General features: G+C 73.2%; 13 protein-coding genes. 3 read left to right on the forward strand and 10 right to left on the reverse strand.

Going from position 1 to position 13,005, the window contains the following annotated elements; translation table 11 throughout:
• Positions 1-95: 95 nt before the first annotated feature.
• The 3 genes from MVA48_RS00225 to MVA48_RS00235 are packed head-to-tail and all read right to left on the reverse strand — an operon-like array spanning position 96 to position 2,458.
• Positions 96-851 (reverse strand): hypothetical protein, encoded by a 756-nt coding sequence (locus MVA48_RS00225; protein ID WP_246984397.1) that lies wholly within the window; start codon positions 849-851, stop codon positions 96-98.
• Complete coding sequence (locus tag MVA48_RS00230; RefSeq protein ID WP_246984399.1) at positions 844-1,512, reverse strand: helix-turn-helix domain-containing protein; 669 nt, start codon at positions 1,510-1,512, stop codon at positions 844-846. Before MVA48_RS00230 ends, MVA48_RS00225 begins: the two co-directional genes overlap by 8 nt.
• A gap of 31 nt (positions 1,513-1,543) precedes the next feature.
• Positions 1,544-2,458 carry a phosphorothioated DNA-binding restriction endonuclease gene (locus tag MVA48_RS00235; protein ID WP_371821269.1) on the reverse strand — a complete coding sequence of 305 codons (915 nt, stop codon included), beginning with the start codon at positions 2,456-2,458 and terminating at the stop codon, positions 1,544-1,546.
• 66 nt (positions 2,459-2,524) lie between these two features.
• Here MVA48_RS00235 and MVA48_RS00240 point away from each other — a divergent pair, with 66 nt between their 5' ends.
• The gene (locus MVA48_RS00240) at positions 2,525-3,058 is read left to right on the forward strand and encodes a DUF4916 domain-containing protein (protein ID WP_246984403.1); all 534 of its coding nucleotides are present in this window, start codon (positions 2,525-2,527) and stop codon (positions 3,056-3,058) included.
• A 43-nt stretch (positions 3,059-3,101) separates the two neighbouring features.
• On the opposite strand, the gene MVA48_RS00245 is transcribed toward MVA48_RS00240, so the two are convergent.
• The 3 genes from MVA48_RS00245 to MVA48_RS00255 all read right to left on the reverse strand — a co-directional run bounded on the left by MVA48_RS00245 (position 3,102) and on the right by MVA48_RS00255 (position 6,496).
• Positions 3,102-3,722 (reverse strand): antibiotic biosynthesis monooxygenase, encoded by a 621-nt coding sequence (locus MVA48_RS00245; RefSeq protein WP_246984405.1) that lies wholly within the window; start codon positions 3,720-3,722, stop codon positions 3,102-3,104.
• A gap of 105 nt (positions 3,723-3,827) precedes the next feature.
• Positions 3,828-5,201 carry an ABC1 kinase family protein gene (locus tag MVA48_RS00250; RefSeq protein WP_246984407.1) on the reverse strand — a complete coding sequence of 458 codons (1,374 nt, stop codon included), beginning with the start codon at positions 5,199-5,201 and terminating at the stop codon, positions 3,828-3,830.
• A 56-nt stretch (positions 5,202-5,257) separates the two neighbouring features.
• On the reverse strand, positions 5,258-6,496 hold the full coding sequence (locus tag MVA48_RS00255) for a polyhydroxyalkanoate depolymerase (RefSeq protein ID WP_246984409.1): 1,239 nt from the start codon (positions 6,494-6,496) through the stop codon (positions 5,258-5,260).
• 164 nt (positions 6,497-6,660) lie between these two features.
• Here MVA48_RS00255 and MVA48_RS00260 point away from each other — a divergent pair, with 164 nt between their 5' ends.
• On the forward strand, positions 6,661-8,031 hold the full coding sequence (locus tag MVA48_RS00260; RefSeq protein ID WP_246984411.1) for an SWIM zinc finger family protein: 1,371 nt from the start codon (positions 6,661-6,663) through the stop codon (positions 8,029-8,031).
• Positions 7,989-9,872, forward strand: a complete 1,884-nt coding sequence (locus tag MVA48_RS00265; protein WP_246984413.1) for a DEAD/DEAH box helicase — start codon at positions 7,989-7,991, stop codon at positions 9,870-9,872. The genes MVA48_RS00260 and MVA48_RS00265 overlap by 43 nt, the downstream gene beginning before the upstream one ends.
• Positions 9,873-10,026: 154 nt before the next feature.
• Here MVA48_RS00265 and MVA48_RS00270 read toward each other — a convergent pair whose 3' ends face one another.
• The 4 genes from MVA48_RS00270 to MVA48_RS00285 all read right to left on the reverse strand — a co-directional run bounded on the left by MVA48_RS00270 (position 10,027) and on the right by MVA48_RS00285 (position 12,912).
• A complete protein-coding gene (locus MVA48_RS00270) occupies positions 10,027-11,124 on the reverse strand; it encodes an HNH endonuclease (RefSeq protein WP_246984415.1) in 1,098 nt (365 codons plus the stop codon).
• Positions 11,125-11,622: 498 nt separating this feature from the next.
• Entirely contained in the window at positions 11,623-11,940 is a 318-nt protein-coding gene (locus MVA48_RS00275) for a type II toxin-antitoxin system PemK/MazF family toxin (protein ID WP_246984417.1), read from the reverse strand.
• A complete protein-coding gene (locus tag MVA48_RS00280) occupies positions 11,940-12,179 on the reverse strand; it encodes a ribbon-helix-helix domain-containing protein (RefSeq protein ID WP_246984419.1) in 240 nt (79 codons plus the stop codon). The genes MVA48_RS00275 and MVA48_RS00280 overlap by 1 nt, the downstream gene beginning before the upstream one ends.
• A 148-nt stretch (positions 12,180-12,327) precedes the next feature.
• On the reverse strand, positions 12,328-12,912 hold the full coding sequence (locus tag MVA48_RS00285) for a DUF6398 domain-containing protein (RefSeq protein ID WP_246984421.1): 585 nt from the start codon (positions 12,910-12,912) through the stop codon (positions 12,328-12,330).
• Between the last annotated feature and the right edge of the window lie 93 nt (positions 12,913-13,005).

Here is a 13,005-nt window from a genome sequence, read left to right on the forward strand (position 1 = left end):
TGCCGCCGTTGGCTCGCCCGGTGGACCCACTGTCCTCGGAACGGCGCCCAGAGGGAACGGTCTTCACCGCAGCCGGCACCGCTGCGCAGTCGATGTCAGGCGCAGAGCAGGTCGAGAGCCGCCTGGCCGTTGCGGCGGGCATCGTCGGGAAGTGCGAGCCAGGCCGGGGACGTCGGATCGCCGAGGTGCTCGCGTAGGTGGAGCAGGCGTGATCGGTCACTGCCCGAGGCGGCGCGCTCCTGGAAAGGATCCACACAGGCCAGGAGGACGGCGGCGTCGCTCAGGTGGCGATCACGGTCGCGGGTGTCCGTCTTGTGCGCTGCGGCTTTGAGGATCAGTGCGCCGAACGCGTCGGGGACGCTGATCGTCGTCCGCATCGACGCGGTGATCTCCAGCTCGGCGAGCACGGTGCGCCGGAGTGCTTGGGTTCCGCCCGGTACCTGCACGAGGTCGTAGCCACGGAACCGTTCGAGGGCCTTCGGTGGCGCATGGTCAGCGGCAACCACGTCCACGACGGAGCTCACGAGGTCGACGACGGCGTCGCCGCGGACGAACCGGTGGGCGGTGCCGGCGCGCGGATCGATGCTCGGCCTGAGTTCGTAGTGCAGGCGTTCCAGTGCACGGGCCACTTCGGCGACCCGGCCGCGGCCAGTCTCGACGTGCAGTAGGACGTCGACGTCGTTGGTGGGCCGGACCACCGGGAGATCTGCCGCAACGGCATGCAACTGCACCATCAGACCCCCGATCAGCGTCCAGGAGGACGCCGGCACCGCCGCGGCCAGCTCAGCGACGTCCCGCCAGGGGCCGCCCCAGCCCCCGGGAGGGGTCGGCGGTCGGAGGACCTCAGCCACGGAGCCGGCCCAACGCGCGGTCCAGGATGCGGTGACCGGCCGCGCGTTCCCGAGGGTCGGTCGAGCCGGCGAGGTCGAGGCCGGCCAGCACGTGCCGTCGGCCGTCGGCGAGCTGCTCGACGACGTCCAGGGGCATGCCCGTCTCGCGCAGGGTGATGTCGCCGCCCGGATCGATCTCCAGGCGGTACCGGCTCACCAGATCCCGCAACAGTGAGTGGGCGACGTACCCGTCGACGCGGTTCGGAGCCGCGGTCAAGCCGCCGATGCCCGACCGCGCGCCGGACGGGACGATTGCTCGGAGCAGATGGCCACCGGCACGCGGGTGCGCGCGGAAGCGGAGCACCTTGGCGCGGTTGCGCGCCCGGCTGGTGAGCTCGTCAGCGGCGACGCCTGCCAGCGCCGACCGCAACCGGGACCGCTGCGCCTGACCGAGCCAGGGCGCTGGTTCGTCCTCGAGCAGGGCGACCGCGGCCCAGGCGGTCGGCTCCGCCCATGCGCGCGGCCGGCTGCCGTGCCGCTGGGCCAGCCACTGCGCGACGGAGTCGGCGTCGATGCGGTCGGTGCCGATGGCCACGAGGTCGCCACCCGCGACCATGCGCTGCACGTGCCGGACGGAGACACCGATCCGGTCGGCGGCTTGCCGCGTCGACATGAGAGTCATACAGACAATGTCGTCTGAACGACGCTATCCATCAAGTGGAAACGAGCGGCGATCCGTGGAACACCTGCTCCTGATGCCAGCGGACGTGCTCAGCCGCGGGCTCTGGGGTGCCTGGTCTCGGCTTCAACCGCCGCCCGTGAAGGTCGTAGACGAATCGCCCGAACGGCGTGCGTGCCGAGAATCGCTGGGAGACGACGACGCCCATGTCGTCGTCGAGCCCCAGCATGCCCCGGTCGAACAGCTTGTGGTGCAAGGAGCACAGCGCCAGCCCGTTGTCGAGCGTGTCGGGGCCGTCGAGCTTGAACCACCGGATGTGCGCCGCTTCGACCCCGACCGGTACGCCGCCCGCCTGTCCGTCGAAACCGCAGAAGGCGCACTGCCGGTCCCACGCCTCGAGGACGGCGGCCGGCCAGGTGCTGCTGCGCCGGCGCTCCGGGGCGGGCGCCGGGTCCAGCGCGGCTTCCGCCTCGACGGCTTCGGGGTCCATGCCGACGGCGAGCAGGACGTCCGGCGCGACGGTCGACGGGAAGTGCGCATCGACGAGGCTGCGCGCCACCGTGGAGATGAGATCAGGCTGGTCCTTGAGGGCCCGTTCCAGCGAGGACTCCAACTGACCCGTGACCCCACCGTGGAGGGGAGTGACCCGGTCCATCGGCACGTCGGTGTCCAGCGTCCACACACCGTCGCTGCGCAACCGGGTAAAGGGGTATGCCGCGCTCTGGGCCCGTCCCGTCCGCGACGGTGGGCCGAAGTCGGCGATCAGGTCCGCCAGGCGCGTCTTCGCCAGCGCCCACGGGATCCGGCTCGACCCCGTCTCCGCCAGTCGGCTCAGCGCCAGCAGGACGAGTAGCGGCTTATGAGGGGACCGCTTGCCGTCACGCTCGTGCTGGCGCAGCGACGCCAGGACGTGCAGGACGTCGTCCGCCGAGGAGTAGGACGCAGGCACGCTGATGACTGTGCCCTTCGCGGCGACGTCCGGCGGGATCGCCACACGATCGACTAGACAGTTCCCATGACGGAGCTGACGACGGCGACAAGCGGCGGCCTGCTCTCCCGCGAGGAGATGGACGCGGCACGGGAGCGACTGCCCATCGTGTACGTCGACGTGGTGCCGGTGCGGGTGGACGAAGAGGGCACCGTCACCTCGATCGGGCTCTTGCTGCGGGCCGGTGAGGACGGCCAGATCAAGCGGGCGCTGGTCACCGGTCGGGTGCTGTACCACGAGCGGATCCGCGCGGCGCTGCTCCGGCACATCGAGAAGGACCTCGGCCCGCTCGCGCTGCCGCGGATCCCACCGGCGCCCCAGCCGTTCACGATCGCCGAGTACTTCCCGACGCCGGGCGTGACGCCGTTCCACGACCCGCGGCAGCACGCGGTGTCGCTGGCCTACGTGGTGCCGGTCGAAGGCGACTGCGCACCGCAGCAGGACGCGCTCGAGCTGTCCTGGTTCTCGCCGATCGAGGCCCGCGACCCCGTCGTGCTGGCCGAGTTCGAGAACGGGCAGAGCACGCTTCTGCTGCAGGCGCTGGCACACCTCGGCGTATGAGGGCCGGCGCGGGCCCCTCCGGGGCCCGTGCCGCCGCCGTCCGTCAGGCCATCTCGGGGACGCGCAGGTGGTGGATCGCCAGCTCGAACTCGGCGATGTCGGTGACCTCCAGACCCATCTGCTGGCTGAACTGCTCGCGCATGCCGCGTACCGACTCGGCGGATCCCTCCAGGGAGGCACGGTCGTCATAGGTGGCGGTCAGGACGCTCATGCCGGTGTGCCGGTCGCCCATCACGCTGACGCTGCAGAAGCCCGGGATGTCGTCCAGGCGCGGTACGAGGGCCGTGCGGAACGTCTCGGTCATGTCGTCCATGCGGGCGGGGTCCCCGCGGGTCCACGTGACGCGGCAGCAGGCGCCCTCGGGCGCCCGGTGCGCGCGGTGCAGGACCGCGATCTCCCACTCCTGGACGTCGAAGCTGCCGCCCATCACGTCGGTGGCCCGCTCGCGCATGGGCATGACCGCGTCCCTGCTGGCGCTCATCGACTCCTCGGAGTCCCAGCTGGTCGTGACGATGCACCGGCCGGAGTCGCGGTCGCAGAGCATGGACAGCCCCATGCAGCCGGGCATGCTCTGCACAGCGGGCATGACCTCGTCGCGGACGTAGGCGATGCCGTCGTCGATGCGCCGCGGGTCGGCGTGGACGGTGGTGGAACGTGCGTACATGCCGCCTTCCTCTCGGGTGTGGGCGGCGCCCCGGCGGCGTCGCCGCGCAGCCATGGTGCTCTCGATGCGGGTCGCTGCCCAGGCCTGGCGGCGCGCGCGGACTCCTCAGGCCTGAGTTCTCCCAGCGGCGTCGTCGTAGCCGGGCAGCCACCGGCGGACCTCGGCGTCGACGGCCACCGTGGCGCCGAGCGAGCAGAGGACGCCGACGAGCCCGGAGGCGACCCGCTGCAGCAGCAGGTGCCGGGGCGGGACGGTCAGCCGGCGCTGCGTGCGAGCGGTGCTGCCCAGAGGGTCGGAGGCGCGCCAGGTGAGGTCCTGCAGCCAGCTGCGGGTGAACGAGTACTCGTCGGTGCGCAGCGGCCCCAGGGGGTCGAGCAGCGCCAGCAGGGCCGGCGGGTCGACCGTGTCCGGCTGCAGGAGCCCCGCCGCCGCGGCCTCCGCGTGCAGCGCCGCCGCGTCGCCGTCCCGGCCGGCGGCCAGCAGCGGGCCCAGCCGGGCCGGCCACCCGTCAGGCAGGGGCTCGGTCGCGCCGAAGTCGAGGACGCCGAGCCGGCCGTCCGGCAGCAGCCGGAAGTTGCCGGGATGCGGGTCGCCGTGCAGCCGGCGGGCGCGCACCGGTGAGGAGAGCAGCAGGCGCACCAGCAGCAGTCCCATGCGATCCCGGTCGTCCCGGGTGCCCGAGGCGATCACCTGTGACAGCGGCGTCCCGTCGAGCCACCGGGTGACCAGCACGACGTCCTCGGCGGCGAGCACGTCGGGCACGGCGATGTCGGGGTCGTCGCGGTAGGCGTCGGCGAACGCGGTCTGGGCCTCGGCCTCCTGGGCGTAGTCCAACTCGTCCACCAGCCGGGTGCGCAGCTCGGCGAACAACTCGCGGGCGTCGAGCCCCGGCATGGCGGCATGGAGGACGGGAGCCAAGGGCTGCAGCATGCCGAGGTCCGCGACCAGGGCGGCGCCGGCGCCGGGGTACTGGATCTTCACGGCGACCGGCGTCCCGTCGGCCCACGTGGCGCGGTGCACCTGGCCCACGCTGGCCGCGGCGACGTGCTGGTCGTCGAAGTCGCGCAGGTGCCGCTCCCAGCCGCCGGGGAACGCCCGGTCGAGCTGGGCGTGCACCATCGACGTCGGCATGGGCGGCGCCGCCTCCTGGAGCCGGACCAGCGCCTCCCGGTAGGGGCCGACCAGGTGCTCGGGGAGGGCGGCCTCCATCGCCGACATCGCCTGGCCGACCTTCATCGCGCCACCCTTGAGCTGGCCGAGCGTGGTGAACAGCTGCGCCGCCGTGCGCTGCTGCACCTGCGCCGCGACCGCCTCTGCGGGGCGTCCGCCGATGCGCTTGCCGAGCCCCACGGCGGTGCGGCCGGCGTGCGCGGCCGGCAGCGCGGCGAGCCGGGCCGCCCGGGCCAGGCGGCTGCGCGGCGGTCGGCCCTCCTCCGGCGGCACCCGTCCGGGGCTCACGAGGTGGCGGGTGGCGGGCACCCGGCGACGCGACTCACGCCGGAAGTCTGGACCCCCGCGACGAGGCCGGCCAGCGCTCAGGCGGGCGCGGCGAGCCGTTCGGAGGCGCGGTCGATGAACGTCCGGACGACGGGGTAGACCTCGGCCTCCCAGCGCGAGCCGCTGAAGACGCCGTAGTGGCCGACCCCGGGCTGCAGGTGGTGCTGCTTGCGCTCCTCGGGGACGCCGGTGCACAGCTCGTGGGCCGCGAGCGTCTGCCCCGGCGAGCAGATGTCGTCGTTCTCGCCCTCCACCGTGAGCAGCGCGGTGCGGCGGATCGCGCCCGGGTCCACGCGCCGGCCCCGCCAGGTGAGCCGGCCGGTGGGGAGCTGGTGCTCCTGGAAGATGCGGCCGACGGTCTCCAGGTAGAACTCGGCGGGCACGTCCATGACGGCGCCGTACTCGTCGTAGAAGGCCCGCGTGGCAGCGGCCCGCTCCGTGTTGCCGGCCAGCAGGTCGCGGTACAGGCGCCCGTGGGCCGCCAGGTGCCGCTTCGGGTTCATCGACATGAACGCGGTCAGCTGGACGACGCCCGGGTAGACGCGACGCCCGGTGCCGGCGTACCCCCGTGGCACGGTGTCGATCACCCGGCGCTCGAACCAGGACAGGGGCTTGGTGGCGGCCGCGTCGTTGACCCGGTTCGGGTTCACCCGGGTGTCGATCGGGCCGGCCATGAGCGTGACGCTCGACGGCTGGGCGGGGTCGTCGTCGGCGGCGAGCAGGGCCACGGCGGCCAGCACGGGGACGGCGGGCTGGCAGACGGCGACGACATGCGTGTCCGGGCCGAGGTGCCGGATGGCGTCCATGACGTGCTCGATGTACTCGTCCAGGCCGAACGCCCCGTGCTCGACCGGGACGTCGCGGGCGTTGTGCCAGTCGATGACGTGCACGTCGTGGTCCGACAGCAGCGTGCGGATCGTCGGGCGGATCAGCGTCGTGAAGTGCCCCGACATCGGACCGACGACCAGCACGCGCGGCTGGCCGGTGACCGCGGGCTTCTCGAAGTGCAGCAGCGTGGCGAACGGCGTCCGCATCGCTTCGCGCTCCCGGACGGCGACGGTCTCGCCGTCCACCGGCACCGCGTCGATGCCGAACGCCGGGCGGTCGTGGGTGGGGCGGGCGTGCGCGAGCATGTCGCAGGCCGCGCGCACGTGGCGGAGACCGGGGGCCCGGCCGAGCGGGCCGGGCAGCGCCTGCAAGGCCGTGGCAGTCAGCCGGGAGGCGGTGACTGCGGGCGCGCCGGCCCGCCGGTTCCACTCGTACGCGGTGTAGAGCATGGGACCTGCCCGTCGATCGGCGGCGTGTGACCTACGTCTCGGTAACTTATGGGGGCACATGCTCGGGCGCTCGCCGAACCGCCGACGCGGCGTCGACACGACAGGCGTGTCGACGACTGTGGACGAGCGACTTCCGGAGCGGCTCGCCCGGATAGCCTCGGCTCGTGCTCGAGGAGCTGCGGCCGGCGCTCACCGACGCCGTCATCCGACGTTCGGTGGGGCATGAGACGTGGCGGCGGGGTGCGACGTACGCCCGCCAGGGGCGGGTCGCTCACATCCAGTACTCCCGCGAGGCCGCCCAGCTCGCCGCCGTGGTGACCGGCAGCGCTGAACGCAGGTACCGGACGGTCGCCGAGTACGACGTCCACTCTTCCCGGTGGTGGGGCGAGTGCAGCTGTCCGGTCGGGGCCGACTGCAAGCACGCCGCGGCGATCCTCATCGCGGCGCAGGACGCCCTGAGCCGGCCACCGGTCGCGCCACCGGCACCGGCCTGGGAGCGGGCCCTCGCCGACTTCGTCGCGCCGGTCACGGCGACCCCCGCGGCGAAGCCGATCGGGCTGCAGTTCGACGTCGGGGCGGGGAGTCCGGTCACGGCGACGGCGCCGTCGTCGATCCGCCTGCGGCCGGTCGTTCCCGGGGCGAAGGGGCGCTGGATCCGAACCGGTGTGTCCTGGCGCGGGCTGCGGTACGACTACTACTCCCAGTGGGACCCCGGGCACGCAGCCGCCCTGCGGTCGCTGTACCAGGCGCACGAGGCGTCCCGCGCCGACCAGGACCTGTACTACTACGGGTCCGGCGATGCGCCGGTGCTGCTCGAGCAGTTCGGGCCGTCCTTCTGGCCGGCCCTGCGGCAGCTCCAGGACGACGGCGTGCCCTTGGTGACCACGCGCGGCGAGCGGGTCCTGGTGGCCGACGAGCCGGCGACGCTCGCCGCGGATCTGTCGGACGACGCCGGCGGCCTGCTCGTGCGGGTCGTGGTGGAGTTGGCCGGCGGCCGCCTCTCGGTGGGATCCGTCCTCGGGCTCGGCAGCCCGCCGCACGGCGTGGCGCTGGTCCCTGGGACGACGGGTGTCACGTCACCCGACGGCGGTCTGCTGCTGGTGCCGCTGCAGACGGTGTCCCGGCGGGTCGAGAGGCTGGTGGCGACAGAGGGGTTGCGGGTGCCTGCCGGCGACCGGGCCCGGTTCCTGACCGGCTTCTACCCCGCCCTGAGCCGCGCGCTGCCGGTGACCTCCTCGGACGGCTCGGTGGAGCTTCCCGACATCGCGCCGCCGCAGCTGGTCCTGGCCGTGACGCACACCGGCGGTCACCGGGTCCGGCTCGACTGGTCGGTGCAGTACCGCACGGGCGACGACGTCCGGCGGGTGCCCCTGGCTCCGAGCAGCCCGGACGCCGCCCGCGACGGCGCCGCGGAGGACCGGCTGCTGCGTGCGCTTCCCCCACCCCCGAGCGGCTGCTGCGGATCTGGCACGTCGGCGCGCATCCGCGGCCGGTGCCGGTCGCCGAGCTGTCGGGCGTGGACGCCGCCGTGCTGACGACCGAGTTCCTGCCGCGGCTCACCGAGGCCGGCGTGCTGGTCGAGGTGACCGGGGACCCGCCGGAGTACCGGCACACCGAGGCCGCCCCACTCGTGCAGGTGTCGGCCACGGACAGTCAGGACGCCGACTGGTTCGACCTCGGCGTCACGGTCAGCGTGGACGGCGAGGACATCCCGTTCGCCCTGCTGTTCACGGCGCTGGCGGCGGGGGAGTCGCACCTGGTGCTGCCGAGCGGGACCTGGTTCGACATCCGGCGTGCGGAGTTCGAGCGGCTGCGCCAGCTGATCGACGAGGCGCGGGCGCTGCAGGACGCCGACCGGCCGGGCCTACGGATCAGCCGGTACCAAGCGGGGCTGTGGGACGAGCTGGTGGAGCTCGGGGTGGTCGCCGAGCAGAGCGAGCGCTGGTCGCGGGACGCGCGGGCCCTGCTCGACGTCGACGCCGCCGCGCCTCCGCCCGCCCCGGCCGGGCTGGACGCCCAGCTGCGGCCGTACCAGCTGGAGGGCTACCAGTGGCTGTCCGTGCTCTGGGACGCCGGCCTCGGTGGCGTGCTCGCCGACGACATGGGGCTGGGCAAGACGCTGCAGACCTTGGCGGTGGTCTGCCGGGCGAAGGAGGCCGGCCGGCTGACCGACCCGGTGCTGGTCGTGGCGCCGACCAGCGTGGTGTCGAACTGGGCTCACGAGGCTGCCCGCTTCGCGCCGGATCTCGTCGTCCGGACGATCGAGGCCACAGGCCGGAAGCTGGGCAGGCCCCTGCCCGAGATGGTCGACGGCGCGGACCTCGTCGTCACCTCGTACACGCTGCTGCGGCTGGGCGAGGAGGAGTACCGCGCGCTGCCGTGGGCGGGGCTGGTGCTCGATGAGGCGCAGTTCGTGAAGAACCACCAAGCGAAGACGTACGCGGCCGCGCGGCGGCTGCCGGCGGCGTTCAAGCTGGCCATCACCGGCACGCCGGTCGAGAACAACCTGATGGACCTGTGGTCGATGCTCTCGATCGTCGCGCCCGGGCTGTTCCCGAGTCCGCAGTGGTTCACCGAGCACTACCGGACCCCGATCGAGCGCGGCGGCGACCCCGACGCGCTGGCTGCGCTGCGGCGGCGGATCCGGCCGCTGATGCGCCGCCGCACCAAGGAGCAGGTGGCCGCCGAGCTGCCGCCCAAGACCGAGCAGGTGCTCGAAGTGGTGCTCAACCCCAAGCACCGGAAGGTCTACGACACCCGTCTGCAGCGGGAGCGCCGCAAGGTGCTCGGCCTGGTCGACGATTTGCAGAAGAACCGGTTCACCATCTTCCGGTCGCTCACCCTGCTGCGACAGCTGGCGCTCGACCCGGCACTGGTCGACGACGACCACGCCGGCGTGCGGTCCAGCAAGGCCGACGCCTTCCTGGAGCACCTGCAGGAGGTCGTCGCCGAGGGGCACCGGGCGCTGGTGTTCAGCTCGTTCACCGGCTTCCTGGGCACGGTCCGCAAGCGGCTGGACGCCGAGGGTCTGCCCTACGCCTACCTCGACGGGCGCACGCGCGACCGGCAGGAGCGGATCGAGGAATTCCGGAGCGGCCGGGCGCCGGTCTTCCTCATCAGCCTGAAGGCGGGCGGGTTCGGGCTGAACCTCACCGAGGCCGACTACGTGTACGTGCTCGACCCGTGGTGGAACCCGGCGGCGGAGGAGCAGGCGGTCGACCGGACGCACCGCATCGGGCAGGACAAGGCCGTCATGGTCTACCGGCTCGTGGCCGCCGACACCATCGAGCAGAAAGTCGTGGCGCTGCAGGAGCGCAAGCGGGACCTGTTCGCCCGGGTGCTGGACGACGACGCGGGTGCGCTCTCGGGGGGCTGACAGCCGAGGACATCCGCGGCCTGTTCGCCTGAGCACCGGTGTCGCCGGCGCTCGTGGCCGCGATCGCAGCGGGGGCTGGATCCGCGGGGCCACCCCAGAGGACGCAGCCCGTCGGCTCCGCCTGCAGCCTTACGGCGACGAGGAACTGCTCGCCTTACTCGGGCCCGCCACATGCGCGAAGCCCACTTCGCGATCGCGCCCCGGCTACTCGCGGGGGTCGGTTCTCCGGGTGGGTAGCCCACGATGATCTCGGTGCCGTCTTCTCGGTGGGTGCGCCAGCGTCTGTCGACCGGGTCCCAGGTGATGGAGAAGCCGTGGTGGACACAAGGTGCGCGTGGCGCTCGCAGAGCAACGCTGTGTTGGCCACCGATGTCTCGCCGTGGTCGGCGATCCACTCCTGGACGTGGTGGGCGTCGCACCACCAGGTCGGAGCCGAGCAGCCGGCGAACACGCAGCCGCCGTCGCGTGCCTCGGCGGCCTTGCGGATGTGCGCGGGGACCAGGCGCTGGGCCCGGCCGATGTTGAGCGGCATGCCGTCGGGGCCGAAGAGCACCCGGGTGATGATCGAGTCGCAGGCCAGCTGACGGGCCACCTCGTTGGACACCTGCTGGCCCGACCCGAGGCGGGCGGCACCGGCGATGAGGTCGGGGTCGAGCAGGTCCTCGGCGGAGATGGTGGCCGCGACCTGGGCGGGGTGCTTGCGCAGCATCGGGGTGGTGGCGGCGGCCAGCGAGTTGTCGGCCAGCTGGACGAGGGCGTCGGCCATCTGCTGGGCGTGGCTGCGGTCGTCGTCGGCGACCCGGGCGGCCTGCTGGTAGGCGGTGAGCGCGGTGCTGACTCTTTCGTACCCGGCGGCGTCTAGGCGGCCGTGGATGGTGCCGCCGCCTTCGGCTCCGGCCGAGGGGGACAGGTGCAGCTCCCGGCGACGGGTGGGGTCGGGTTCGGGTCCGTCGGGGTCGATCCAGTTCAGCATGCGCGCGACGACGGCGGGCAGCGTCTCGGGATGCTCGCCGCGCGCGCAGGCGAGCAGGGTCGCGTCGATGCCGTCGTCGCCGTGCAGGTCGACCCCGAGTTCGGCCGCGGCGGCGAGCCGGGCGGGGGTGGCGACCTTGGCCACGACCGCGGTCTGATCGGGGGTGACGTGGCCGGCGCGGGCGGCCTCGGACCACCGCGGCAGTTGCTCCAGCGTCCGGCGGCCCGGGTCATCCGGGCGGCGGTGGCGGGGGAGACGTTCAGGTGCCCGACCATCCATGTCTTCATCGACTTGTGCCCGTCGAACTCCGCGGCCTGGGCGCCCTCGGCGGCCCGGACGGTCTGGGCCACAGCCACCTCGATGACGTTCTGCAGCCGGGTCAACCCGCGGACCCGCGCCAGCAAGGCCGGCGCCTGGGCGGCAGGTGAGCCATCGGGTGCACCCGCGTCGGCCAGCTCGAGGGCGCGGGCCAGGACGGCCGCGATGTCGTCGGGCAGCTCCATCGACGCCTGCCGGGCCGCCTCGCGCTCGGCCTCGCGCGCGGCCCTCGCCTCCGCCGCCCGAGCCGAGGCCGCTTCCCGGTCGGCCGGGACGGGCCGAGCAAGCGCCGGGCGCGGTACGTCGAGCCGGAAGGTGCCGGCATCCGGGAAGGGGTCGAAGCCGTCGTCCAGACCCATGACACCCCGCCTCCCGGCCGCCAGCGCTCTTCGAACACCTGTTCGAATTCTAGCGTCAGCGCACCGATGTGGCAACCGGAAAGTGCTGGTCAGGGCGCTCTCAACGGAGCGGCGGCAGCTCCTCCAGGTCGAACGCAGCGTGCAGCGCAGCCGTGAGAAGTGGCTCCTGCTCGGGCAGGAGGCGGCCGATCTGCCGGCCCAGTGCCGCGGTGGGGATCGTGGCGACGTTGTCGCAGCTGATGACGCTCGGATGATCCAGGCCGTTGACCGGTCCGACGAGCACCTCGGTCGACAATCCCCGGATGGTGCTCGTGATCGGTGCGACGGTGACGCGAGCGAGGTGCGGACGCACCAGTTCCCGCGTCAGGATCAGAACGGGTCGGGTCTTGTCCAGGCTGGCCAGGTGGATCGGGCGCATCAGTCGAGATCGTCGAGCGGCACACGTGCGCCGTATCGAGCGAGCTCGTCGAGGTCGTCGGCTTCGGTCCCCGTGGCGGCGAGGATGGCTGCGTCCCGGGCGGCGACCTCCCGGCGGAGCTCTCGGTGCAGCGCCCGGCTCACGACTGCCGCTCGCGACGGAGCGCGACCGTCGGACACCAGGCGGTCGACGAACTCGACGAGCTCCTCGGGAAGTCGGACGGCGATCTGGGTGGTCATGAGAGAGCATGCTACCGATCTGGGATGCTCAGCGGTACCAGTCTTCCGGATACCAGTCGCCGGCGACAACACTGCCGTCGACGGAACGGACCGTCACCGTTCGGTCGCCCCACGGGGGCTCGCCAAGAGGCAGGGGCCTCGGAAAGCGTCAGGCCCGTAGGCGGTCCCGGTCGGCGACCATGCCGGCCCGGTGTGCGCCGGTCAGGTAGTCCGGCGAGCCGAGGTGCCCGTCGCCGTAGGCGTAGCCGTCGGGGTCCACGCCGATGGCCTGGAGCAGGGCCTTGGCATGCGACGCCGGGGACCCTGTACCGCCGATGCAGCTCGTCAGCTGCTTGACGGCCAGCCGGCGGGAGCGGAACAGGTGGTTGGCCGTGGCGACGATCCAGCAGACGCCTGCGGCGGTCCTTTCCGGCCGGCTGCGGCGGAGGAAGAGGCCGGGGTCGGCCGCGACCACCCGCGCCAGCAGCCGGCGGGCGGCGGTGCGCAGCTCGACGTCCATCAGCTCGTCGCAGCAGCGGTCGACCAGGTCGAGCACCGCGCCGACCCGCGGGCGGACGTCGTGGGGCACCAGGTCCCAGTCGAACGCCTCGTCGGGCAGCGGTGTGGCGTCGAGCGCGTCGAGGGCCGCGACACCGCCGACGGCGTCGGCCAGCTCGGCCAGCTCGGCCAGCTCGTCGTCCTCCCATGTCGCCTCGCCGGGAGCGGGCCAGGGGACCGTCCGGGTCCACCGCACCCATGCGCGCCAGCAAGGCCATCGGCCCCTGTGGCCGCGGGGTGCGGATGACCGCCTGGTACTCCGGCTCGAACTCGTCGACGGCGGCCAGCG

It is taken from the genome of Blastococcus sp. PRF04-17 (assembly GCF_023016265.1).
Lineage (GTDB): Bacteria > Actinomycetota > Actinomycetes > Mycobacteriales > Geodermatophilaceae > Blastococcus_B.

What these genes read in the sequence shown, in the direction of transcription:
- MVA48_RS00230 (WP_246984399.1), bottom strand. Translation starts at nt 1,512, where the DNA reads ATGACTCTCATGTCGACGCGGCAAGCCGCCGACCGGATCGGTGTCTCC.
- MVA48_RS00275 (WP_246984417.1), bottom strand. Translation starts at nt 11,940, where the DNA reads ATGCGCCCGATCCACCTGGCCAGCCTGGACAAGACCCGACCCGTTCTG.
- MVA48_RS00280 (WP_246984419.1), bottom strand. Translation starts at nt 12,179, where the DNA reads ATGACCACCCAGATCGCCGTCCGACTTCCCGAGGAGCTCGTCGAGTTC.
- MVA48_RS00270 (WP_246984415.1), bottom strand. Translation starts at nt 11,124, where the DNA reads ATGGATGGTCGGGCACCTGAACGTCTCCCCCGCCACCGCCGCCCGGAT.
- MVA48_RS00255 (WP_246984409.1), bottom strand. Translation starts at nt 6,496, where the DNA reads ATGCTCTACACCGCGTACGAGTGGAACCGGCGGGCCGGCGCGCCCGCA.
- MVA48_RS00240 (WP_246984403.1), top strand. Translation starts at nt 2,525, where the DNA reads ATGACGGAGCTGACGACGGCGACAAGCGGCGGCCTGCTCTCCCGCGAG.
- MVA48_RS00245 (WP_246984405.1), bottom strand. Translation starts at nt 3,722, where the DNA reads ATGTACGCACGTTCCACCACCGTCCACGCCGACCCGCGGCGCATCGAC.